The organism is Roseiflexus castenholzii DSM 13941 (genome assembly GCF_000017805.1).
In the GTDB taxonomy this organism is placed as follows: domain Bacteria; phylum Chloroflexota; class Chloroflexia; order Chloroflexales; family Roseiflexaceae; genus Roseiflexus; species Roseiflexus castenholzii.
Genome location: NC_009767.1, coordinates 4841504 through 4867396 on the forward strand (window position 1 = coordinate 4841504; position 25893 = coordinate 4867396).

At 64.6% G+C, this 25893-nt stretch carries 11 protein-coding genes; 5 read left to right on the top strand and 6 right to left on the bottom strand.

Translation table 11 applies throughout. The features are described 5' to 3' along the window. Positions 1 to 61: 61 nt before the first annotated feature. The 3 genes from RCAS_RS19180 (at position 62) to RCAS_RS19190 (ending at position 13281) form a co-directional block, all read left to right on the top strand. Positions 62 to 307, top strand: a complete 246-nt coding sequence (locus tag RCAS_RS19180; protein ID WP_041331136.1) for a hypothetical protein — start codon at positions 62 to 64, stop codon at positions 305 to 307. After that, complete coding sequence (locus RCAS_RS19185; RefSeq protein ID WP_157042705.1) at positions 300 to 12329, top strand: Ig-like domain-containing protein; 12030 nt, start codon at positions 300 to 302, stop codon at positions 12327 to 12329. The genes RCAS_RS19180 and RCAS_RS19185 overlap by 8 nt, the downstream gene beginning before the upstream one ends. A gap of 445 nt (positions 12330 to 12774) precedes the next feature. Further along, positions 12775 to 13281, top strand: coding sequence for a protein kinase family protein (locus tag RCAS_RS19190; protein WP_012122167.1), 507 nt, complete (start codon positions 12775 to 12777; stop codon positions 13279 to 13281). Here the strand turns inward: RCAS_RS19190 and RCAS_RS23480 are convergent. Both RCAS_RS23480 and RCAS_RS19200 read right to left on the bottom strand, forming a co-directional pair. Beyond that, positions 13272 to 17651, bottom strand: coding sequence for a tetratricopeptide repeat protein (locus RCAS_RS23480; RefSeq protein WP_049768851.1), 4380 nt, complete (start codon positions 17649 to 17651; stop codon positions 13272 to 13274). The two genes, RCAS_RS19190 and RCAS_RS23480, sit on opposite strands and share 10 nt — an antisense overlap. Then, entirely contained in the window at positions 17621 to 17980 is a 360-nt protein-coding gene (locus RCAS_RS19200; protein WP_012122169.1) for a hypothetical protein, read from the bottom strand. The genes RCAS_RS23480 and RCAS_RS19200 overlap by 31 nt, the downstream gene beginning before the upstream one ends. A 177-nt stretch (positions 17981 to 18157) precedes the next feature. Here RCAS_RS19200 and RCAS_RS25365 point away from each other — a divergent pair, with 177 nt between their 5' ends. Continuing rightward, positions 18158 to 18301, top strand: coding sequence for a hypothetical protein (locus RCAS_RS25365; protein ID WP_157042706.1), 144 nt, complete (start codon positions 18158 to 18160; stop codon positions 18299 to 18301). A gap of 307 nt (positions 18302 to 18608) precedes the next feature. On the opposite strand, the gene RCAS_RS19205 is transcribed toward RCAS_RS25365, so the two are convergent. The 4 genes from RCAS_RS19205 to rho form a co-directional block, all read right to left on the bottom strand. Next, positions 18609 to 19061: an NUDIX hydrolase gene (locus RCAS_RS19205; protein ID WP_012122170.1), complete on the bottom strand. Its 453-nt coding sequence runs from the start codon at positions 19059 to 19061 to the stop codon at positions 18609 to 18611. Between the two features lie 17 nt (positions 19062 to 19078). After that, complete coding sequence (locus RCAS_RS19210) at positions 19079 to 19633, bottom strand: inorganic diphosphatase (protein ID WP_012122171.1); 555 nt, start codon at positions 19631 to 19633, stop codon at positions 19079 to 19081. Between the two features lie 362 nt (positions 19634 to 19995). After that, a complete protein-coding gene (locus RCAS_RS19215) occupies positions 19996 to 20955 on the bottom strand; it encodes a TIGR00266 family protein (RefSeq protein ID WP_012122172.1) in 960 nt (319 codons plus the stop codon). A gap of 278 nt (positions 20956 to 21233) precedes the next feature. Then, positions 21234 to 22481 (bottom strand): transcription termination factor Rho, encoded by a 1248-nt coding sequence (gene rho / locus RCAS_RS19220; RefSeq protein WP_041332171.1) that lies wholly within the window; start codon positions 22479 to 22481, stop codon positions 21234 to 21236. A gap of 689 nt (positions 22482 to 23170) precedes the next feature. On the opposite strand from rho, the gene alaS reads away from it, so the two are divergent. Next, positions 23171 to 25888 carry an alanine--tRNA ligase gene (gene alaS / locus RCAS_RS19225; protein ID WP_012122174.1) on the top strand — a complete coding sequence of 906 codons (2718 nt, stop codon included), beginning with the start codon at positions 23171 to 23173 and terminating at the stop codon, positions 25886 to 25888. Positions 25889 to 25893 lie beyond the last annotated feature (5 nt).

Consider the following 25893-nt stretch of genomic DNA (forward strand, 5'->3'; position numbering starts at 1 on the left):
TTTTCCTGACGCCCCTTATGTACACTGTAGTACAGGATTAATCCTGTGCTACGGAGGTCCGATGCCGGCTGACGGTGTTTCATCTCACTACACGTCTTACCTGTTGCGCGTGTGGCGCGTCTGCGAGCAGGGCCGGATGACCTGCCGCGCGCTGTTGGAGAACGTGACCACGGGCGAGCGCGTGGGGTTCGGCGATCTGGACGGGCTGCTGGTCTTTTTGGAGAAGCAAACGCCGGACACCTGTAACGAAGTAGCACAGCATGAATCCTATGCCACCGGGACGGATAACGGAGGCCAAGATGCATAAAAAACTAACCCTGATCATTGTGTTGATGATCGCCCTTCTCGGCGTGGGCGCACACCGCACGGCACGGGGGTCCTCACCCACCCCCTCCCTAGCGGATGCGCAGCGCCAATGGGACGCCGTGGAATACTACCGTTTTTCCGCCACGCTGGATCAGGAGCGCATCCCCATCGCCGATGTGACCACCGTCGGACAGGTGGGGCAGCGACACCGCTTTTACCTTTCCGGCCAATCCTGGCCCGCCGAGCAGCGAATGGAGGCCAGCCTCTGGACGCAGGGCGGCAATCTGCTCACCGGCGAGGGTAAGATAGACCTGCGCCTGGAAAACGGCCACACTTGGATCCGCACCGATGGGGAGTGGGAGCCGCTGGACGATTTCAGCGCCGCCTTTGCCCCGCAGGGCGACTGGCTGGCCCTGCTGACGGCGGCGCAGGAGACCATCGTGCCGGAGGGTAGGGGCGAAGAGGACGAAGAGGACGAAGCGGCGCTTCACCCCTACACCCGCCACCCGTATCGTCTGGACGGCGCGCGCCTGGCCCGCGCGCTGCAAGAATGGACCGTCGCCGCCCTGACCGCCCGCGGCGAACTGCCGCCCGGCGCGGAGGTTGAACTTCCCGCCGCTTTTCGGAACATCGCGGGGATGGGCGAACTGTGGGTGGATGAGCAGGGCCTTCCCGTGCGTAACACGCTCACCTACGACCTGCCCGGCGAGAACGGCGGGATGACGCGCCTGACGATGCAGGTGGATTTCAGCGATGTGCGCCTGGCCGCGTCACCGGTGGCACGGGCGTTGGGCGTGGCCCGCCTGCCCACCGCGCCGGAAGTGGGGACGTGCGCGCTGTCGGTCGCACTGGTTGCGCTGGGCGCACTGGTCGTGGCGCGCAGAGGACGCTCGCCCCGCATCCGCACGGTGGTGAGCGTGCTGGTCATCACCAGCACCCTGTTCGGCCCGCTGGCGCAATCGGAGCGCGCCGTGGCCGCCGCCGAACGCCGGCAGGCGACGCAAGCCCGTCAGCAGGCGCAACAGGCCCGCGCCGAGGCGATGACCGCCTTGCAAGAGACGCTGGCCGAACCCTCCCCTGCCGGCAGGTTGGCCGTGGCGGGCATCTCGCCGTTAGAGTCCGCTCGCTCTGCCGCTCTCGCGCTCTCATCCTTTCCCGCTCTCCCATTCTCCCCCTCTCCCCTTGAGCAGCAGAATCCCAACGGCGATGACGACGGCGACGGGCTGACCAACGCTGAGGAAGAACGCCTGGGGACGCTGTCCATCACCGTGGATAGGGACGAGGACGGCATCCCCGACGGGCGCGACAGCGACAACGATGGCATCTCCGACTATGACGAGGTGACCGGCTTTTTCTACAACGGGCGCTGGTGGTACGGCGATCCGCTGCTGACCGATACGAACAACGACGGCCTGCCCGATGGGCTGGAATGGGGCGTGGACACCGACAACGATGGCACGCCTGACCTCTACGACGACGACAACGACGGCGACGGCGTGCCCGACCGCTACGACCTGTCGCCCTTCTCCAAGCAGACGACGGTCTTTTCACAGACCAACCCCCTGGCGTTCAGCGTTGCCAACGTCACTGCCGGCAAATACCTCTACGTGGAGTATCAACTGCGCCCCACCAACCCCAATCACCTGTGGTACGCCCTCACCACGCGCGACTGGCCGCGCGATGAGGATGGGCAGATGCAGGACCGCGACGGCAAAACTTTCCAGAACGTGAACCCCAACTCGACGCGCCCGCAGGACGCCTATGGCGACGTGCGCCTGGCGCCGATGCTGGAGATTCATATCCCCGGCACGCCCAGCCAACTGGTCACCACCAACAACCCCTCCTTCAACCTGACGTTGCGCGAATACACCGACCCGCGCTTCCGCGTTGGCACGCCCTTCACCGGCACGGTGACGCTAACGCGCAGCAATGGGGGCGAAGTGCAAGTGAACGGGACCGTCTCGCGTGCGGGCTACGGCGGCGGCGTGGCACACGAGCTGGCCCTCTACAGCGGGACGTGCGAACGACCCGAAACCCGGCTAGCGGACCTGCCCGTGGAAGGGACAGAGGTGAACCGCGCGTTCAACAGCGCCGATATCCGCTTTGACAGCCTGTTCGGTGAACCGCGCGCGTTGCTGTTCTACGAAGATTTTTGGAACAATTTTAACCCGCGCCATCTCAACGCCAACTATGCCTGCGCCGACATCCCCGCCCTGCTGCCCTTTGAGAGCACGCCCGCGCAGATGGCCAATCTGAACTTTTATCAGCAATATGGCATTGGGGTCAACGGCCTGGGGGTGGGGAAGGGGCGCTCGGTCTATGTGCCCCTGCAACTGATCAGCGATCCGACGACCGGCGCGCAGATGGCCTTTCAGGCGCGGATGATCTACCGTCCCCAGGGCGGGACATGGGGCGCGCCGCATCAGGTGCGCCTGGTGTGGGCCGTGATCGGCCTGAATGACTCGTGCAACGACAGCGACTGTACCTACAACGAGACGCAGGTGCTGATGGTCTATCCCGACGCCTGGCAGTTGACCGGCCTGAACGTGCGCGAGGATCACGGCGTGGATGCGGCCATCATCTACGAAGACCCGGCGGTGGACCCCGACCGCGCCGATGACCGCGAACTGACGCTGCTGACGATGGGGTTGGAGGAGGGCTTCCTCTCCGGGCGGGATTGCACGCTCACGGCCACGGGCGCGTGCCAGAGTGACGGACAACGCGACATCACCGTGGGGGAAATCTATCGCCGCTTTGACCGCGACACCAACGGGCCTTACAACGAAACGCGGCAATGGGCCATTACCGACACGCTTCAGGTGGAAACGCACACCTACGCGCACCTGGACGCGGCGCTGGAGGCGCTGGCCAGCACAGACGTAGCAGCGGCGCTGTCCGCTTTTGACGCCTATCGCCCGATCACCCCCACGCTTTTGTTTGCCACCGAGGAGCGTTTCCGCCTCATCAACCTGCAAAGCACGGCCCTACCCACCGAGACGCAGGCGGTGAATTGGAATGGCGCGCAGGTGACGGTGGATTTCGCCAGCCCGTCGGTCAACGCCGTGCGCGTCCACGCCGGCCTCAAGTGGGCACCCTATCGCTACAACGCCGCGCAAGCCGCCTGGCAGACCGTCTCCGTGGAGGATTACTGGCAGGAAATCGAGCGGCGCTATCCGGCAGCGACCCTCATCGAGCCGGACGAGACGCAGCGCGAGGCCGAAGGCAAGCAATTCATCTATCAGTTGTACTATCTGGCGCTCTACAAAGGCGTGGTGCAACTGGTGCAGGTGGGCGATCAGATCGTGCGCTACACCTTTGCCGCCGATACCGGCATTGTCGCCAGGATCATCAAACTCAGCGGGACGGCGTCCAGCGCGCTGCTCTCGGTGACGACCAAAATCGGGAAATTGCTCGTCGAGGAAATCGGGCCACTGGTCAAAGTCAATTTTGTCTCCGCCTTCCGGGTGTTTGGCGACCTCAAAACGGCGCTGACCAAGGCTGCGACGGAAACGGCGCGCGACCTGGCGCGTGGCGTGGTCAGCAAGGTGCAGGATGCGCTGGGGACGCTGGGCGCCAAACTCAGAGCGCTCTCACTCTTCAAGGGTCTGGTCATCGTCGGCGCCGTGCTGGTAGTGGTGTTCATCCTGGTGACGGTCGCCGCCGTGTTCATCACCTCATTCATCGCCGCCCAACTCGGCGGCCCAACGTGGACCAAAGTGGTCGCCGGTGTTGGCCTTTCGCTGATCACTTCTGTGGTCTATATGCTCATCAAGAACGTCTCGCTGCTGATTCAAATCGGCAAGATGCTCTACGCCATCTATAAAACGCATCAAATCATCGCCTCGCTGACCAGATTCGCCACGGCGGCCTTTGCCATCACCAAAGCGATGCTGGTGCTGGAAGTGATCGGGTTGATCCTGCAAGTCGCCGCGCGCATCGCCTTTCTGCTCTACGTCTACCTGAGCGGGACGGTGGCGATTAGTAGCGTCGCCGGCCACATCCTGCTGGCCGAGACGGTCGCCGATATTTTCGTGCTCCTGGTCACCGAGAGCATCCTCCTGGCGTTGATCATCGCCGGCCTGGGAGCCGGCCCGCAGGGCTGGATTTTCGGCGCCATTCTGGCGGTCATCGGGATTGGGCTGTCTGTGCTGGCGCTCATTGACCTGGTCGCCACTGCCCTGTGTCAGACCGGCGTGTGGGAGGCAGCCTGCCATTTCAGCATCGCCGGTTCCATCAACTCGTTCCTGCGGCGCGCCTTTTACCGCGTCGGCGTGGTGACCGAAACCGGCAACGACCTGTTGAACATTCGCGGCATTGACCTGTTGCCCGTCGGCGGCGCGCAGCCGATGTTGACAGGCGGCAGCGCCGTCATACCAAGCCTGCACCTGCGCCACTGGGCCAAGACGCCGCGCTATGAAGATGTCAGCGAGATTTTATTCCACGAATACCTGGCCTCCGCGCCCAACGAGACCACGCAGCGCGGCGTCGCCCTGCGCTATGCGTTAGGGCCGTTCATCCAAAACGTCGGTCAGGCGCAGTTGAACGAGATGAGGAACACGTGGGGCGACTGGCATAGTTTCGGCCAGGCAGAGTACACCCGCGAGGTGCGCTATAACGATTGGCGCACCACTACGTATCGCCTGTACGCCCTGCGCGCCGACCGTGTCATCGCCAGCACGCAGGCGATCCAACTGACCACCGGCCTCAACCGCCAGCACGGGCTATGGCTCTCCACTGCTTTCGCCCTGCCCACTGCCGAGTGCTGGCTCTCTACCGAGACGCAGGCCAATTGCAGCATCAATCAGATGCAGGCCAATCAGGATTTCCCTATCAACCTGGTGCTGGATGTCCTGCCACCCACGCTGGACGAATTTGTGGCCTGGACCTGGGACCCCCACCTGCCGCCTCTGCGCGATGGCGACGGCGACGGCCTGCTCGCGGCGGCGCGCGGCGGCAACGACCCGAACGACGCGCTGTGGGATAGCGACGGCGACGGCATCTCCGACCTGATCGAACTGCGCTGGCAGCAGAGCGGCTCGCCAATTTCGCCGACCGCCGCCGACACCGATGGAGACGGCCTGAGCGACGCCGAGGAACTACGCCTGGGCGCCGATCTGACCCGCGCCGACACCGACGGCGACGGCCTGACCGATTTCGAAGAGGTGCGGGGTTGGACATTCACCTACAGCACGAACCCCACGCGGACCACGCTCGTCACCTCCAACCCGCTGATCGCCGACAGCGACGGTGACGGCATTAGCGACCGGCTGGAGCGCACGCTGCACCTGAGCGACCCGGCGGCCTACCCCTTCCACCCGCAGGTCTACAATCCCTTTGGCCTGGCGGTTACGCTGGCCCACAACGACGCCGACGGTTACCTGGCGCGCGGTCAGTCCCTCGCCATCACGGCCACCGTGCGCAACACGATGGATCAGATCGCGGCGCAGGGGACGTTCACCCTCACCCGCCCGACCGACCTGGGCGGCGGCGCGACGGTCTGGACGTTCGGCAATAACCCCGCTCTGGCGCCGGGCGCGCAAGTGCGGGTCGAGAGCGGCGCGCGCGTGGCCCTTTCCGCCCCCACGCAGGTCACGGCGCTGCAGGCCGCCCTGCGCGCCACCGGCATCAACCCCGATGGCAGCCGGCTGCCCGGCGACCTGACCGCCTCGGCAGAGTTGACCGTCACCGTAGACGCCGATACGCCCACTGCCGCCATCACCTGGCCGACGGTGCACGCCTACCTGCCCGCTGGGCGGAGCGTGGTCATCGGCGGCACGGCGAGCGACCCGACCTCGTACATCGCACGAGTGGAGGCGCGCGCCGACAACGGCGCGTGGCAGACGGCCAACGGGCGGGAACGGTGGAGCGCCGCCGTCCCCATCCCCGCCGCCGAGGGCATCCACACCCTCTGGGTGCGCGCGACCGACGCCGTGGGCAACGTGCAGTCGGCGGCGTCGCAATCCGAGCAGAGCATTGCCGTTTACGCCGACGGCACGCCGCCCTCCGTCAACGCCGTCATCGCGCCGTACACGGTGCTGGCGCCCATCGCGCTGGAGGATGGCCGCCGGCAACTGGTCCTGCGCTTCACCGCCGCCGACCCGAACCTGCCCGGCTCCATCCCCGGCAGCGGCGTAGATAGCGTGGAGATGGACCTGCGTCCGTACAGCGCCGGCTGGCAGGCAGCGACCCGGATCGGCAGCGAGTGGGTGGTCACCTACACCCTGACCCTGCCCGCCGCAGACGCCGACGGCCTGCCACTCCTGGAGCCGAACGGCGTCTACACCGCGCTGGTGCGCGCCGCCGATACGGTGGGCAATGTCTCCGACGCCTTTGCCTTCGCCTATCAGGTGGACGGCACGGCCCCGCGCGTGGAGGTACAGCAACCGCCGCGCAGCGAAGTGACCGTCATCTCGGATACGCTGGTGCTCTACCCGCCGCCACAGCCCATCACCGGCAGTCTGCCCTTCACCGGCACGGTTTATGAAATGGGAGACGTGCGCAGCGGCGTGCAATCGCTGGACGTGCGCCTGACGCCGGCCGACCTGGGCGTGGCGCCGGGGCTGTGGCGCGGGCGCCTGTACGACCGGAGCGGCTCGCAAACGACCGTGTACACCGTCACCCCTGAAATTGATGTGGACTGGGGCGTCGGCGCGCCGGCCCCTGGCCTCACTGCCGACCATTTCATCGCCGAATGGCAGCAGGAGGCGCTCTTCCGCGTGCCGGGTGTGTACACCTTGACCGTCACCAAAGACGCCGATTCCACCGCCGCGCTGTGGGTGGACGGCGCGCTGCGCCTGAGCGCGCCCGACGGCCAGACCAGCGCCGTGCTCACGCTGACGCTGGGCGCCGGCGTCCATCCGCTGCGCCTGCGCTACAACGAGGCGACCGGTGAGGCGCGCCTGCGTTTCCGCGCCGAACTCGCCGAGGCCGACTGGCAGGCCGTCACCCTGGCGCAGAGCGGCGCGGGCGTGCTCGCCACGACCTGGGAATACACGCCCTGCGTAGCACAGGATTCATCCTGTGCTATGGAGGGTCTCTACCGGCTGGATGCGCGCGCCGCCGACGTGCTGGGCAATGCGCTGACCGGCGCGGCCTGGCGCGGCGAGATAGACACCGCCGCGCCGCGCATCGCCCTGGACGTGAGTTACACCGGCGTGGGCAGCACCGCCCAGACCCACTATCGCGTCTGGGTCAACGACTTTAACCTGGTGGAAGAGGGGCTGCAATCCCCCTGCCCTGGAGGCGCAGCGGCGTTGCGCCCCTACTATTACGACACCGCCTGGTGGCGCGAAATCTTTGGCGAGACCACCCGTCTCTATCAACTGTACGGCGAGTGCAGCGTGCCCGGCTATGTGACGACGCCGCCGACGGTGACCGCCTACGACCGCTACGGCCACGTCGCCACGCTCAGCGCGCCCCCGCCCGAGCCGCCGAACACGCGCGGCCTCTATTGGAACTATAGCCCCAACAACGACGGCGCGCTCTATCGCCTGGACCTGAACACGGCAGCGCATACGCACCTGCTCGACCTCCTGGCGCTGGGACACAATACCCTCTACAGCTACCAGAATCTCAAAGTACATCCGCACAGCGAACGGCTGTATGCGGCGCTGCCCACTGCAAGTGATGACCGCATCTGGCGCCTGGGGTTGGACGGCAGCGACCCCGAACAGATCATCACCCGCACCATCGGCGGCGACATTCGGGCCATCGCCCTCACGCGCGACCATCTCTACTGGCTGGAGGCTGGCGGCACAACGCGGACGTTGCTGCGCGCCAACCTGGACGGCAGCGACGTAGTCACCCTGACCACTGCGCTGAGCAGCCCGGTGGGACTGGCTGCCGATCCCTTTGCCGGCGTGGTCTTTGTGGCCGAAAACGTCGGCGGGCGCATCCGCTTCTACGCCGAAAGCGGCGAGAGCGGGTATATGGACCCGATTAAAGAACTGGGGCAGCCCATCGTGCAGATTATGCTGGACAACGGGATGGCCGTTGACCCACAGGCGCGGATGCTCTATGTGGCCGGCGAGCGCACCGGCAGCGGATCGGGCATCCTGCGCATCCCCTATCCGCCCGCCTGGAGCGGCGCGCACACCTACACCGAAGCGACGCTGGTCGTGCCCTCCAACCTCTACCTGGCGCTTGCCAGCCTGGCGGTGGACAGCGGCGGAGGCAAACTCTACTTTGCCACGCTGGACGGTAGCGGCCCTTACACGGTCACGCTGCGCCGCGCCAACCTGGACGGCAGCGACCTGGAGACAGTCCATACTGCGCCCGATCACTTGTTCTGGTCGCTGAGCCTGGATTTGGACATCAACCATCCGCCCACGACCACGGCGCAGATCGTGCAGGTGGCGCACAACACACCGACCACCTTTACGCTGGAGGCGCGCGATCCCAACGCCAATCCGCTGACTTTTACGCTGCTGGACGGGCCGGAAGGCGAGATAAATCTCGCCGCCACAGCTACCTATACCCCAACCGTCGGGTTCGCCGGGCAGGATCGCTTCACCTACCGCGTGGAGGACAATCGCGGCGCGGGGGCGACCGGCGAGGTCATCCTGAACGTCTGGCCTGCCGTGCCGGTCTTTGCCGCCGTCAACGCGCCGGCGGATAACACCATCGTCGCGCCGGGCGCCGTTCCGATCACCGTGAGCGGCTATGCCCTGCACGAGGTCTACAGCCTCACCCTCAGCATAGACGACACGCCTGCGCAGACCTGGACCTATGGCCCCGGCCTGACCGAAGCGAGCGAAACGCACACCTGGACGGCGGCGGCAGGGCTGCACACGCTGCGCGCCCAGGTCCGCGACCGCAACGGCGACACCGCCGAGAGCGCGCCGGTGCGCGTGATCGTGGATGCGACTCCGCCGACGGTCACGGTGGCGCCCGTAGTCTACACGTCCACGCACGCCCTGTCCGGCTTCAACGCCTTTATGCTCACCGGCAGCGCCGGCGACGACAGCGGCATCGCCCGCGTAGAGGTAGTAGAGGAAGGGGCGACCGCAAGGGTCGCCCAACTGGACGCCAACCCCTGCCCGGCGTGCGGGTGGCAGTTGGCGATGACCGCGCCGGCCGGCGCGACGCCGTTCACCATCACCATCCGTGCCACCGACCTGGCCGGACAAGTGACCATTATTACCCCCACGCTCACCGTGGACCTCTTCCCGCCGGAGCCTGTGACCGTTACCCTGGCCTACACCGATAGCCTGGGTCAGCGCGTGCCGCTTTCGCGGGCCAACCCGGTGGTCCGCGAAGCAAACCGCCCGCTCATCGTGGAATGGGACGCGGCCAGCGACGGCAGCGGCATCGAGGGCTACTATGTCGGCTGGACGAGCAGCCCCACGGTCACGGTGGATGCGCAAGGCCTTGCGTCCCTACAGCGCTACGCGCCCGACGCCCCGCGCCGCCACGAGCAAGTCGTCGGCGAGGCGCAGGTGGCTTACGCCCACCTGGTCATCCGCGACGGGCTGGGCAACGCGCGCGTGCAGACCTTTGGGCCGTATCTGGTAGATTCGCCCCTCACGCCCGACCTGATCGGCGCAGCGGCGGACGGCATCTGGTACTCGCACTGGCTGGAAAGCGGCGCATCGCTGCTCAGCCGCGAGCGCAGCGGTCAGGGCGTACATCGGCTCTACGGCTCGTGGAACGCCGACGCGCTGCAACTGACCTGGATCGCCGAGGATGGCGACTGGGACGTGCATGGCGACCTGTGGTTCTACTTTGACACGCAAGCCGGCGGCACGACGGCCGCCGACCAACCCTATCCGCCTCAGGGATGGCAGGACGCTGTAGCCGTGACCCTGCCCTTTGAGGCTGACTACCTTGTCCACGTGCGCGATGCGGCCACGGCTGTCATCAAGCAGTGGAACGGCAGCGTGTGGATCACGGCCACGACAATGTCCACCACAACCCTGCCCACGCCCGCCGGCCCGCCGGTCTACCGCCTGACGAGCGATCAAATCCCGCGCCGCACCGACCTCTATATCCCGCTGGGCGCGCTGGGCACAAATGCCGGCAAGCCGCTGCAGATCGCGGCCTTTGTCGCCAACGAAGCATACAGCAGCGGCGCGCTGCCCTGCCTGCTCGTCGGCGCGCCGGACCTCAACCCGCTCAACTGCGCCGCCGACCGGAACCCGCTGGCGCGCGTGGGCGATATTCACGCCCTCACGCTGACGCAAGCCCTGGCCTTTGACAGCCTGCCGGCCGGCATCCTGCCCAACGCCGGACGCTACAGCGGCGCAGTTCCGTCCATCATTGTGAACGCGCAGCCGCGCGGCGGCGTGGTCGGCTATCTGCAAAGCGACCGCTACGATGTGCTCACGCCCGGCCAGCCGATTGACGCCGACCTAGACGGCAGCATTGACCATCCCATCACCGGCGTAGCGTCGGGCGTGGTGGGAAACGGGCAGACGGTGACCTATACCGTCGTGATCCACAACAGCGGCGATGGCGCAATGCCCGGCGTGGTCGTCACCGCCACGGCGCGCGGGGCGTTGGGGTTTGGCACGCCAACCCCCTACAACCTGGGGACTGTTGCACCGGGCCAGGTGGCAACGCTGACGATTACGGCAACCGTGAACACCGCGCTCAACCCCAACGCCGCCGAACTGATGCTAACGGTGGACGACGCCACCCATCGGCCCTTTGAGTGGTTCTGGGTGCACCACGCGGTGGACAACGCCCCGCCGCAGGCGCCGCGCATCGTCGAGCCGCTGCCGGTCAGTTCGCAACTGGGCTGGGCGCTTGCCTTGCCCCTCACCAACACCGTCAGGGGCTGGGTCTATGACGCTGACGTTGCCCGCCTGCAACTGGAAGCGCAACCCCTGCCGACGGGCAGTCCGCGCACCTTCACCTGTCCCTACGCGGGCGGCTATGCCTGGACGTGCACCTGGGACGCCGGCACGGGCAGCGCGCAATTCTTCCGCCTGCGAGCACGCGCACAGGACGCGGCGGATAACTGGAGCGCGTGGAGCGAGCCGATCACCGTCGCCGTGGACCTCGCCCCGCCGCAGATCGCGCTGGATGCGTACACCGAAAATCTGCTTCAGACTAGCATCTTTGGCGGGCTGAACTGGCCGACGATCAACCTTTACGGCGTCATCACCGACGACCTGAGCGTGGCCGGCGTGCTGGCCTGCCGCGTGGACGAGGGCGCCGAATCCTGCCAGAGCAATGGGGCGCTCATCCCCTCGCCGCAGACAAGCGACAACTGGTGGCTGCCCTACACCATCGGCGTGACGGGCGAAGGCGTGACCGAGACGGTGCGCTTTTACGCCGTGGACGGCGCGGGCAACCGCTCGCAGCCGCTGACGCGCACCCTGCGCGTGGATACACTCGCGCCGCGCCTCACCGTCACGCAGGTCCTCACCGAGGTCTGGCGTGAGGACTACACAGGCTGGAGTTTCAATTCCTGGTACTGGAAGCCCATCACCGACGCGGTGCCGGTCTTTACCGGCACGCTGAGCGAAGCGGCGCTGGCCTGGGCCGATCTGCGCATCGAACAGCCGGACGGCCGCCTGTGGACGACCGACCTGGTGCGCTTCCCGGACGGACGTTGGCACGGCGTGCCGCAGTTGGACTTTTCCGTGCCGGGCGTGCACACCATCACCGTGCGCGCTGTGGACCGCGCCGGCAACTGGACGGTGGCCGGGCCGTTCACGCTCCTGGTGAAAAACCGCAACGACGCGCCGCGCTTCATCACCTGGCCGCCGGATGGGGCGGTGCGGGCCAGCGTGCCGTACACCTACGAGATCATCGCCGATGACGACGACCTGGCCTACGGCGACGCGCTCACCCTCACCGCGCCGACGCTACCGGGGTGGCTGACGCTGGAGGACCACGGCGACGGTACGGCGACGCTCTCCGGCACGCCCACCAACGCCGACGTGGGCGACCACGCCGTGGTGCTGCGCGTGACCGACCGGGCCGGGGCATTTACCGAACAGGCTTTCAACATCACCGTGGCAGAGAAGCCGCTACACCATATCTTCCTGCCGCTGGTGCTCAGAAGCACGCCGTAATCGGGCGAGGCCGCCCAACCTGCGGATAGAGCCGACGCCGCCTCTCGGCAGCGCGGCTCATCCGCAAGTCGTTGGGCGGTGGGGAACAACGTTGGTCCGACGGCGGTGACGTTGCGCCGTCTGGCGGCGTTCTCAGCTTCAAACGGGTGGACGCTTCTGATCAGTTTGGGAGTGCTTATAGGGGTGGGGCTATGTGATGACAAAAGGCCTGCGCCGGATCGAAAAATGAGTCTACTGCAAAACGGTCCTTATTACCGCCAAGACGCAGAGTACGCAGAGATTCTCCTGATGGAGAACTCTGCACTCTCGGCGCCTCTGCGGTGAGTTTTTGCAGTGAAGTCAAACATCAGATTCAGAAAGGAATAGCAACGAAATCGGCGTACAACCGTCAAAGGAAGCTGGGATGACCGCACCTTGGTTGTCATCACGCAACAGGAGCGGACGTATGGGAACCGTGACTCTGCTGTCGAACAGCCGAAATGTACCGAATCAGTTGACCATCAATGACCAGGAAGCGCATCGGGGCGGCGAAGGAAGCATCTTCTTCACCACCGATGGCCGTTATGTGGTCAAGATCTATCATCACCCCAGTTCTGACAAACAAAAGCTGCTCCAGCACGTCCTTGACCTAGGGCGGAACTTGGGCGAGGATGAGCAGTTCCTGGCTTGGCCGCTGGGCATTGGAGATCGGTTCAACGGCCAGTCCAACGTGGGCGTGGTCCGCCGTGTGCCTGCTTCACATGTTCCTCTCTACAAGCTGATCTACAGCCCAAGAGATGCCGTAGAGCAATTCCGCCAAGGGCGAAGTTGGCTGGAGTACCTCAAGATTGCCCGGGGTACGGCCGCGGCGGTACGCACCATTCACGGCAAGGGGATGGCCCACGCTGATATTCACTTCAAGAACGTTCTGACCAATTCAATAACCGAAAAGCCCCAAAAACGCTATCCCTGAAAGCCTCCCTTCGCTGCCGCAATCCGTTGCTCCACATCCTCCACCAAATGCGTCAACCCGAGCGACGCAAACAGGTTACGGGCGCGTTCCAGGAAGGGCAACGCCTCTGCGCCCCGCCCGCGCTGCATCAGCGCAATGCCATAGTTGCCCAGGTCAGCGCCTTCGCCGTATCGATCATTGATAGCGCGGCGCAGCGCCAGCGCCTGTTCGAGGAGGCGCCGCGACTCCGGCGGATCATCGTCAATGCGCAGGCAACTCAACGCTGCCAGCACATTGGCTTCGCCTAGCTTTGCGCCAATCGCCCGGTAGAGCGCCAGCGCCTGCCCATAACTCGCCAGCGCCGCCTCCACCTCCTTGCGGAACTGCTGCACGTCCCCCATCGCTCTCAGCACATTGGCTTCGCCTAGCTTTGCGCCAATCGCCCGGTAGAGCGCCAGCGCCTGCCCATAACTCGCCAGCGCCGCCTCCACCTCATTGCGGAACTGCTGCACGTCCCCCATCGCTGTCAGCACATTGGCTTCGCCCAGCTTTGCGCCAATCGCCCGGTAGAGCGCCAGCGCCTGCCCATAACTCGCCAGCGCCGCCTCCACCTCATTGCGGAACTGCTGCACGTCCCCCATCGCTGTCAGCACATTGGCTTCGCCCAGCCGGTCGCCAATCGCCCGGTAGAGCGCCAGCGCCTGCCCATAACTCGCCAGCGCCGCCTCCACCTCCTTGCGGAACTGCTGCACGTCCCCCATCGCTCTCAGCACATTGGCTTCGCCCAGCCGGTCGCCAATCGCCCGGTAGAGCGCCAGCGCCTGCCCATAACTCGCCAGCGCCGCCTCCACCTCATTGCGGAACTGCTGCACGTCCCCCATCGCTCTCAGCACATTGGCTTCGCCCAGCCGGTCGCCAATCGCCCGGTAGAGCGCCAGCGCCTGCCCATAACTCGCCAGCGCCGCCTCCACCTCATTGCGGAACTGCTGCACGTCCCCCATCGCTCTCAGCACATTGGCTTCGCCCAGCCGGTCGCCAATCGCCCGGTAGAGCGCCAGCGCCTGCCCATAACTCGCCAGCGCCGCCTCCACCTCCTTGCGGAACTGCTGCACGTCCCCCATCGCTGTCAGCACATTGGCTTCGCCCTGCTTTGCGCCAATCGCCCGGTAGAGCGCCAGCGCCTGCCCATAACTCGCCAGCGCCGCCTCCACCTCATTGCGGAACTGCTGCACGTCCCCCATCGCTCTCAGCACATTGGCTTCGCCCAGCCGGTCGCCAATCGCCCGGTAGAGCGCCAGCGCCTGCCCATAACTCGCCAGCGCCGCCTCCACCTCATTGCGGAACTGCTGCACGTCCCCCATCGCTGTCAGCACATTGGCTTCGCCCAGCTTTGCGCCAATCGCCCGGTAGAGCGCCAGCGCCTGCCCATAACTCGCCAGCGCCGCCTCCACCTCCTTGCGGAACTGCTGCACGTCCCCCATCGCTGTCAGCACATTGGCTTCGCCCAGCCGGTCGCCAATCGCCCGGTAGAGCGCCAGCGCCTGCCCATACCTCGCCAGCGCCGCCTCCACCTCCTTGCGGAACTGCTGCACGTCCCCCATCGCTCTCAGCACATTGGCTTCGCCCAGCCGGTCGCCAATCGCCCGGTAGAGCGCCAGCGCCTGCCCATAACTCGCCAGCGCCGCCTCCACCTCCTTGCGGAACTGCTGCACGTCCCCCATCGCTTTCAGCACATTGGCTTCGCCCTGCTTTGCGCCAATCGCCCGGTAGAGCGCCAGCGCCTGCCCATAACTCGCCAGCGCCGCCTCCACCTCCTTGCGGAACTGCTGCACGTCCCCCATCGCTTTCAGCACATTGGCTTCGCCCTGCTTTGCGCCAATCGCCCGGTAGAGCGCCAGCGCCTGCCCATAACTCGCCAGCGCCGCCTCGCGCTCATCCTGGAACTGCTGCACGTCCCCCATCGCTCTCAGCACATTGGCTTCGCCCAGCCGGTCGCCAATCGCCCGGTAGAGCGCCAGCGCCTGCCCATAACTCGCCAGCGCCGCCTCCACCTCCTTGCGGAACTGCTGCACGTCCCCCATCGCTTTCAGCACATTGGCTTCGCCCAGCCGGTCGCCAATCGCCCGGTAGAGCGCCAGCGCCTGCCCATAACTCGCCAGCGCCGCCTCCACCTCCTTGCGGAACTGCTGCACGTCCCCCATCGCTGTCAGCACATGGGCTTCGCCCAGCTTTGCGCCAATCGCCCGGTAGAGCGCCAGCGCCTGCCCATACCTCGCCAGCGCCGCCTCCACCTCCTTGCGGAACTGCTGCACGACCCCCATCGCTGTCAGCACATGGGCTTCGCCCAGCCGGTCGCCGGCGCGCTGCGCGGCTGCAAGGGCGCGTTGGAGGCGATCAAGCGTTTCGGGGCGACCCAGTTCGCCCGATAGGAACCAGTAGAACCTCAATTGCGCCGTGGCGCGCGCCGCGCGGCTGACCCCGTCCCGGCATGCTTCATGGTCGTACCCCCACGCCAGAACCTGCTCGATGTTTGGCCATTCGAGGGTGAGCATCCGCCGCCCCGCCACCTCCTGATTGCGGTTCATAGCCTCCTGAACGTTATCAATCAGATCGGCAAAAAAGACCAGCGCCTTCGGCGCATATGTCGCCAGCGCATTCGCCGGCAGCCGCGCTTCGGCGTAGCGCCGCGCCGGTTCCGGCAGCGCAACCTGCCGGTAGCCGTTTTCATCGCGCAGTTCGGCCATGCTGTGCTGCACGAGGGTTTCGAGCGCCGCATCGCTCGCCGCTCCCAGAATGGCGCGCGCCGCGTCGCGCGTTAGCCCGGCCGGAAAGAGCGCCAGCAACGTACATACGCGCTGCGCGTCATCAGGCAGCAGGTGGTAGGAGAGATCGAGCGTCGCCGCCAGGCTCGTCTCGCGATCTTCCTCGTCGCCGGGGTAGCGAACGGTTCCTTGCGGGTTCTCCCGCAATCGCCGGAGTAACTCGCGCAATTGCAGCCGCGCCTGCCGCATGGCGGTCGCCGTCAGGCGGATCGGGAAGGGGTATCCGTCGAGAAACCGGTGGAGGTCGAGCCAGTCGTCCTGCGTCCACGCGCCCCATTCCTCAATCGGAGGAGCATAGATGGTGAAGGCGATCTGCGCGTCGCGCGGGTCGAGGCGCGCCAGTTCGACCAACTGGTGATGCACGCTCCCCGGCAGGTCGCGCCGCGCGGTTGTAATCAGTTTCAGGCGCCGCGTCTCGAGCAGTGCGGTGAGCAACGCCGCCGCGCCGCTGCGGTCGTGCGTCAGCAGCGCGTCGAGGTCATCGAGGACGATCAGACTGTGGCGGTCGCGCAGGGCAGCGGCGAGCGTTGTATCGCTCTCGGCAGCTTTGGGGTCGAGATTCAGCGCCAGCGCAATCCGGTTGCGCGCCTCGCGTGCGTCGGCAATATTGCGCAACTGCACCAGCCAGACCCCATCGCTCCAGCGGGTGCGCTCATGTTGCCAGCGCGCGGCTGCCAGCGCCAGCGCGGTTTTCCCCATGCCACCCATACCGTGGATGGCGACGCAGCGATGGTCGCGTAACCTGACGGCAATCGTGTGAAGTTCGCGCGCGCGCCCTACGAATGGATCGGCGCTCGCCGGGCTAAGGTTGGTGCGCTCCCACAGCGCGCGGTGGAACGTCACATCGCCGCGCGGCGGCGCGGGGAAGAGCGATTGCCGATGAACCGGATCGTCCTCCGGCAGCAGGCGAAACTTGAGTTCTTCGCGCACATTGTACGGCTGGAGCGTCTGCGGGTCGCGCCGGATGCGCAGCTCGTCGTGCAACGCCACGGCGGTGCGCCCTGCCTCGAACGCCTCCGCGACCGCGCGCCCCGCCAGCAATGCGGCATAGAAGCGCTTTGCAAAGGCTCTGGCGGCAAGGTCGAGCACCGCATCGGCGGCATTGATGACAACGACGTGCGGCACGCCGGCATCGATCAGCGCGTCTGCCAGCCCTGCGGAGTGGCAGGCGCTCAGGAACGCCAGCCGGCACGGAGTGCGCCCACCGAACACGCGGCGCAGTTCGTCGGCACTCATCGGGCGGAGGGCGCCAACCTCATCTTCCAGCGCCAGGACGCTCGAACCGTCTAGTTGCAGACTGCCGTGCCCGACAAAGTGCAGCAGATCGAAGGGCAGGGGTGCCGTTGCGAACACGTGTCCGATCCGATCCGCTGTGGCGATCTCCGCTTGAATCTCCAGCGCCGCGCCGAGGGCGCCACACGTCTCCGCCAGCGTCTCCAGTTCCTCCTGCGCCGGGAGAAGGTCAATCGGAACGAGATCGTGGTCTGCGCGCTTCATTACCAATGGCGCGGCGATCAGCGCCAGCATGCGCACCGGCGTCACGGGCGCGGCGATGTTTTGAGCAGCCATGCCAGCACCTCTTGATCGGTTGCAGTGGAAAGATCGAGTGGCGGTTGCCCGGGACGGCGCAGCACGGCGCGCGGAGTCTTTCCCTGACGGCGCATCGTCGCGCGCCAGGCGTTCAGTTTCTCGGCAATCTTCTCGGCGAGCACGATGGCAGCGGTCACGCCGGTCGCTACCCTGCCGATCTCGTCGATCACAACCACGACCGTCTGCCAGTCGATGTCTCTGGTGGGTTCGCGCTGAACTTCAGCGCCCGCAGCGCGGAGAAGCGCCGGTAAGGACTCACGCTCATCGTTTGGAAAGTCGAGCGTGAAACTGAGATCATGCTTCGTCATTGATGGACTCCTGCACTCAAATGTAAGACAAGCGTAGCACATGACGCAGAAGTCGGCAAGGGGACACACTCTCGCACTTCTCCCCACCGTGGAACTCGCGCGCGCGGCGCCGGTCTCCCCGCCGGCTGCACCGGTGGCGCGGTGAGGGGATTGCTTCGCCGCCTGCGGCGGCTCGCAATGACGGCGTGCTGCGACCGGCTGCGCCGTGATGAGATTGCTGCGACCGGCTGCGCCGGTCTCGCAATGACGGCGTGCTGCGACCGGCTGCGCCGGTCTCGCAATGACGGCGTGCTGCGACCGGCTGCGCTGGTGGCGCAGTGACCGCGTATCCTGGCACGTCTGCGAGGGGATTGCTTCGCCGCCTGCGGCGGCTCGCAATGACCGTTTGCTTCGACCGGCTGCGCCGGGGCGCAATGACGGCGAACCCCGGCACGGGGGACGGACCCGCGCTGCGCGCCGGTCTCCCCGCTCCCGCAGCGCGGGAGCGGGGCAGGGGGTGAGGGGCAAAGCGGACAGCGCCAGGGGCATTAACCCCTGGCGCTCCCGGCGACCAGTGCTCTGCTTCTTCGTGCTCCTTCGCGCCCTTTGTGGATCAAACCCGAAGCAACAAGGAGAAGAAGAATCGCGCTCACCCGCCCCGCACAAGAATCTGGCGCACCTGAGTGAGCACATCGCGCTCGCGCGCGAAACTGGCGATCTCCGCCGCCTCCTCTAGCGAAAACCAGCGCACATCGTCAACTTCCGCCGTCTGCGGCATGAGCGAACCGCCCGTGTACCGGATCAGGAACAGATCGACATATTTGTGGATGCGCGTCGGACCGGCACGAAACCAGTACTCAATCGTGGCAAGGTGCCGCTCGACTACGCCGTGCAACCCGGTTTCTTCGGCAATCTCACGCACTGCTGCGGCTTCCGCCGTCTCGCCGCGGCGCACATGACCCTTGGGCAACCCCCAGCGCCGCCCTTCGTGGGTGGCAATCAGCGCCACTTCATACCGATGACCATCGACACGGTAAATGACGCCTCCCGCGGAGTAGGCAACACGTTGTTCGGGCATCGATGGACGATCAGGCAACGTCATGCGTCAGCATACCATTCCTACACTCGCTTGGGGAGGCGCCCCGCGCGCATATCCCAGTAGTGATTCACCGCATAACAGACACGTTCCTTGGCGACCATCGCATTCTCCCAACCGATCGGCTCGACCCGCGCGCCCTCCAGGTCCTTGTAGACGGTGAAGAAGTGTTCCACTTCCTTGAGGTAATGCGCCGGCAACTGCGTATAATCGCTGAAATCGGCAAAGAACGGGTCGTAGTGCAGCACTGCCAGAATCTTATCATCCGGCTCGCCACGGTCGGTCATACGGAACATGCCGATTGGTCGGGCTTCGACGATACAACCGGTGAAGGTTGGCAGGTTGGTCATCACCAGCACATCCAGCGGATCGCCATCGTCGTAGTAGGTCTGCGGGATAAAACCATAATCGCCCGGATAGTGAACCGCCGAATAGAGCACCCGATCCAGTTTGAAGGCGCCGGTTTGCTTATGATACTCGTACTTATTGCGCGAGCCTTTGGGAATCTCAACCACGACATGAATAACATCAGGCGTGTTCGGACCGGACTCAAGCTCGTGCCAGAGATTCATAGTCATTATCACTCCAGATACGCTGCAAAGCAATCGCGTCCCTCCGCATTATAGCACGCCAGCCCAACGCTGTGGAGCGCATCGGCGGTCCCGGCATCCTATCCAGAACCGCGATGCTCAGGCATCATTGCGGACGAATACCAATGACGATTAAAGATGCCGCATGCGGGTCATTCCGAGCGCAGCGCGGGGTGACCATGCCGGATGGTCACAGGGAATTGGTAGAAGCGATACGATCTCCCGGTTCCCGGCGTGCTTTGCAGGACAGCAGTGTGCGGTTATCGATGGTCACACGTCGCCCGACAGCAAGAAAGGCGGGTTCATCACCCGCCCTCCGACATGCTGGCTGCTCACATCCGCAGCGCCGTTCATCGGTCGAGCAACCCGCCGATCACATCGCCCAACACATCGCCGCTACTACTACTACTTCGGCTGCTCCCACCCGTTGGCAGGCACCCGGCAACCGCCTTCGCCAGGTTCGTCGTTGGCATGGTCTGCAACCAGACGCGCCCCGGACCGCGCAGCGTCGTCAGGAACAGCCCTTCGCCGCCAAGCAGAATGTTCTTGAACCCTTTCACCATCTCGATGTCGAACTCGACCGTCGGCTCGTACATCGCCACGTGCCCGGTGTCCACCTTCAGCACCTGCCCCGCATCCAGCGTGTACTCGACGATCTCGCCGTCCAGACAGACGAACGCCACTCCCGGACCGGTCAACTTCTGCATAATGAACCCTTCGCCGCCGAAGAACCCCGCCCCCATGCGCTTGCGGAAGTGAATGTCGAGTCCCACGGTCTTCTCGGCGCAGAGGAACGCCTGTTTCTGGACGATCATCGTCTGCCCTTCGCGCAGCGGCGCCGGCACAATCTTGCCGGGGAAGTCGGATGCGAAGGCGACGATGCCCTTGCCGCCGACCGAGGTGAACTCATTGAGGAACAGGCTTTCGCCGGAGATGGCGCGCTTGAACATCCCGCCAAGCCCGCCGCCGCGCGTATTGGTCGCCATCTGGATATTGCCCGACATCCACGACATCGCGCCCGACTCGGAGTAGACCGTTTCGCCGGGGTCGAGTTCGAGGATCACCGCCTGAAGAGTTGTGCCGACAATCTGATACTCCATCCCGGTGACGCCACGCCCGCGCGCCGTCACCACCGGATCGGGGAGGTCCAGACGCTGCCCCATCTGATTGCCATAGACATACGACTCGCCGGTCGCTGCCGGTGGCGCCATTGGCGGCGGCGCATCCGGCGGCGCCGCCACGCGCGTGCCACAACGGGAACAAAACTTTGCGCTTGGAGACAACACCGCGCCGCAGGTCGGGCATTGCATCGAGATCGCTCCTTGCATGCTTCAAGATCGAACACAACGAGGTCAGGGCATCCTGCCAGAAAGAACGATCCTCAGACCCATGAACGAACCCTTCACCACATCTCGGCAACCGTCTCTCGCCACAGATAGTCCTGTTGCGCACTATTCGCACAGCGAAGCCCCCCGATGGGGAGCGGCAAAAAAAGCAGCGCCTCAATTGATGTGGACAAGTGGCGCAAGATTCATCTTGCGCAACGAACGGACACACACGCCGACAGCGTGAAGCGGCGCTGATCCCCCTAATTCGCCTTACTCAGCGTCGCCAGGAACTCAGCATTATTGCGCGTCTTCGCCATGCGCGTCAGCACCAGTTCGGTGCCTTCACCCTCACCGAGCATACCGACCATACGGCGCAGCGTCCACACCTGACGCAACACATCGGGCGACAGCAGCAGTTCCTCACGGCGCGTACCGCTGCGGGTAATATCGATTGCCGGGAAGACGCGCTTCTCCGCCAGTTTGCGGTCGAGGTGCAATTCCATATTGCCGGTGCCTTTGAACTCCTCGTAGATCACATCGTCCATACGGCTACCGGTATCGACCAGACAGGTCGCAATAATGGTAAGCGACCCGCCATTCTCGATATTGCGCGCAGCGCCGAAGAAGCGTTTGGGCGGATAAAGCGCCACCGGATCGATACCGCCGGAGAGCGTGCGTCCGCTCGGCGGCATATCCAGGTTGTAAGCGCGCGCCAGGCGGGTGATCGAGTCCATCAGGATCACCACATCCTGCCCGCCTTCGACCAGGCGTTTGGCGCGTTCCAGCGTCATCTCGGCGACCTTCGTATGGTCCTCGACCGGCTCATCGAAGGTTGACGAAATGACATCCCCCTTGACCGAACGCCGCATATCGGTAACCTCTTCCGGGCGCTCACCGATGAGCAGCACCATCAGGTGAATATCCTGATAGTTGGTCGTAATGCCGTTGGCGATTGCCTTGAGCAGCAACGTCTTGCCGGCTTTGGGCGGCGACACGATCAGACCGCGCTGCCCGCGACCGATCGGCGCCACCAGATCAACCAGGCGGGTAGCGAGCAGGTGCGGTTCGGTTTCGAGTTTAATCTGCTCATTGGGAAAGATCGGCGTCAACTGATCGAACGACGGACGCTTCCGCGCCGTCTCCGGGTCCATCCCATTGACCATTTCAACCCGCAGGAGCGAGTAGTAGCGCTCACTCTCCTTTGGCGGACGGATCTGACCCCAGACGCGATCGCCGGTGCGCAAGCCGAAGCGCCGGATTTGCGACTGCGACACATAGACATCATCCGGTCCCGGCAGCATCCGCTCACCGCGCAGGAATCCATACCCATCGGCGACAATATCGAGAATGCCGTCGGACAGGGTATGACCCGCTTCTTCGGTTTGCATCTGGAGCAGTTTGAAAATCAAATCCTGCTTCTTGAGGGTGCTCACACCGGTCACACCGATCGCTTTCGCCATTTCGCGCAACTCATTGAGCGTTTTGCTTTCCAGTTCGGCAACATTAATCATGGGCTTGTCGCGAACGGGTTCCGTGTACTCAGCGACTGGTTCGCCGCCATTGTTGGTGGTGGTATTTTTCGTTCTCATTCTTGGCACAGAAAACTCCTTGCTAACGTGTGGACACGCCAGCCATTACGTGGCGAATAAGGGATGAATTCTTCCAAACAAGGCCGACCGGTGCGTTGTTGTGGCATCAAATATGCTGCTGGCGCACAGTACAGCGCGCTTGCGTATGCGCAGCTCAGATCAATCATATGGCGCCAGTTCTGTTGTTATGGGAATAATGCCTGCACCAATCAGCAGTTGGCGCGTTCGTTCCATACACAAGCTACAATGAATGGCGCTCGACCACACTGAGGGTTCACGGCGGTTGTTTCACTGAAGTAGAGGGCTACGCCATGCCTTAATTGTATAGTAGATACAGACTTACACCACAGTATGGTGGACGCCTGGCGCTTTCCAGAGGAATATCCGGCTCTTGGAGTCGCATTCGGATGCGAGAGCTGGAGGATTGCTGACGCAATGCTTCACTCGCACACATATTATAGCACACTTGTCAAGATTTGGCGCAGAATCCGGTGCAATATTGTTGACGCAGCGCGCGCGTATGCCGTACAATGCATACGACATTACCGCATACCGCGCTCTTCAACCGACGCTGTACGGCGGCATCTCTGGCAGAGGCTCATATCGCTATGAAACGACTTTCCAGCGCCGCGATCCGTGAACAGTTTCTTCGATTCTTCGAGGAACGCGGTCACGTCCGCGTGCCAAGCTCATCGCTCATCCCCGGGAACGATCCAACCCTGCTGTTTACCAACTCCGGCATGGTGCAGTTCAAAGACACCTTCCTGGGGCTTGAACAACGTCCATATACGCGCGCTACAACCGCGCAGAAATGTCTGCGCGTCTCCGGCAAACACAACGACCTCGAGGAGGTCGGTCCGTCGCCGCGCCACCATACGTTCTTCGAGATGCTCGGCAACTTTTCCTTCGGCGATTATTTCAAAGCCGAAGCCATTCCGATGGCATGGGAATTGCTGACAAAGGTGTTTGATCTCCCCGTCGAACGTCTGTGGTTCACCGTCTTCGAGGGCGACGATGAGGTGCCTCCCGATGATGAGGCGGCACAGCTCTGGGTCGCCGCCGGCGCCGACCCGGAGCGCGTGCTGCGCTTCGGGCGCAAGGATAATTTCTGGGTGATGGCTGATGCCGGTCCATGCGGTCCCTGCTCCGAAATTACGATCTTTATCGGGGACGACCTGAAGGAGATGAGCGCAAAAGGGGTTAATTCGGACGATCCGAATTATGTTGAGATCTGGAATAATGTGTTCATGCAGTTCGAACGCAGCACCATGCAACCCCTCCATCGCCCGTCGGTCGATACCGGCATGGGACTCGAACGCATGGCGATGGTGATGCAGGGGGTGCATTCCACCTATGACACCGACCTGTTCATACCGCTGATCGAGCGCCAGCTGGCGTTGCTCGGCGCCGATGAGCCGACGTATCGCGCGCATGTGGCGCCCTTTCGCGCCGTTGCCGACCACAGCCGCGCCGTGGCGTTCCTGATTGCCGATGGCGTGTTGCCGGGCAATACGGGGCGCTCGTATGTGCTGCGCCGCATTTTGCGCCGCGCGGTCTATCAGGGGCGGACCGTCGGCTTCGAGAAGCCGTTCCTGGCGGATGTCGCTGCGGTCGTGATCGAGCAGATGGGCGCGGTTTATCCTGAGTTGCGCGAGCGCGCCGATTTTATTCTCGAAACGGTGGACCTTGAGGAGCGTCAGTTCCTGCGCACCCTCTCCGGCGGCGTCAGTATTCTGAAGAGCGTCATCGAACGGGTGCGCGCCGTTGGCGGCACGGTCATTCCCGGCGACGATGCGTTTACGCTCAAGGACACCTATGGCTTCCCGCTCGATCTGACGCAGAAAATCGCTGCGGAACACGGGCTGACCGTGGATGAAGCCGGGTATGAGCGCCGCATGGAGGAGCAACGCGCCCGTGGGCGCCGCGCCGCACAGTTCAAGCGCGCCGCCGATGCCGAGGCATGGGCGGATATCGACCTTCCGCCAACGCGCTTTACCGGCTACCTCGGCGTCTCTGGCAGCGGAACCGTGCAGGCGCTTATCGTTGCGGGCGATCAGGTCGCCGAGGCGGTCGCCGGTCAGCAGGTGCAAATAGCGCTCGACAGCACGCCCTTCTACGCCGAGAGCGGCGGTCAGATCGGCGATACCGGCGTGCTGATCGGTCCGCGCGGTCGCGCGCGGATCGATGATGTGCAGCGCCCTGTGCCTGGCGTGATCGTTCACTATGGCGTGGTGGAAGAAGGCGCGATCGCAGTGTACGAAACGGTCGAAGCACAGGTCGATAGTGTGCGCCGCGCCGCAATTATGCGCAGCCACACTGCAACGCACCTGCTTCATCGCGCACTCCGCGATGTGCTTGGCGAACACGCCGCGCAGGCAGGTTCGCTGGTTGCGCCGGATCGCCTGCGATTCGATTTCACCCATACGCGCCCCGTCACGCCGGAACAATTGCGCGAGATCGAGCGGCGCGTCAACGCCTGGATCCGCGCCGATACGCCGGTCGCCTGGCAGGAGTTGCCGTACCAGGCGGCGCTCGAAGCGGGGGCGATTGCGCTATTCGGCGAGAAGTACGGCGATGTGGTGCGCATGGTGACGATCGGGTGCGTCAATGGAAATGATGCGCTCTCCCCGGCTGCAATCGCCGAACGTCAACGAGCAGGTTTCAGGATGTGCTCGCGCGAACTGTGCGGCGGCACCCACGTCGGGCGGAGCGGTGAAATCGGGTTGTTCCGCATTGTCTCGGAAAGCAGCGTGGCTGCCGGTGTGCGTCGCATTGAGGCGCTGACCGGCGCTGAAGCCGAGCAGTGGGTCGATGCCCAGATTGCGACGCTGCACAACATTGCCGCGCGTGTCGGCGCGCCTCCGTCACAGTTGGGCGAGCGGATCGAGGCGTTGCTCGCCGAACTGAAACAGCGCCAGCGCGCACTCGATGAACTGCATGCGCGCCAGGCGCGCAGCAATCTCGAAGGATTGCTCGCCAACGTCCAGGCGGTCGGCGATATCCGCTTCCTGGCAGCGCAGGTCGAAGCGCCCGATACTGCGCGTCTACGCGAGATGGGTGACTGGCTGCGCGATAAATTGGGGTCGGGCGTGGTCGTCCTGGCTGCCGTGATTGACGGTAAAGCCCAGATTCTGGCAATGGCGACGCCCGACCTGGCAGGAAGGCGCATCCACGCCGGCAATCTGGTGAAAGCGCTGGCGCCAATCGTCGGCGGCAGCGGCGGCGGACGCCCCGATATGGCGCAGGCTGGCGGACGTGAGGTTGCGCATATTCCAGATGCATTGGAGCACGTGGCCGCAGCGCTTGCGGCGCAGGCAGGGGGTTGACCCCA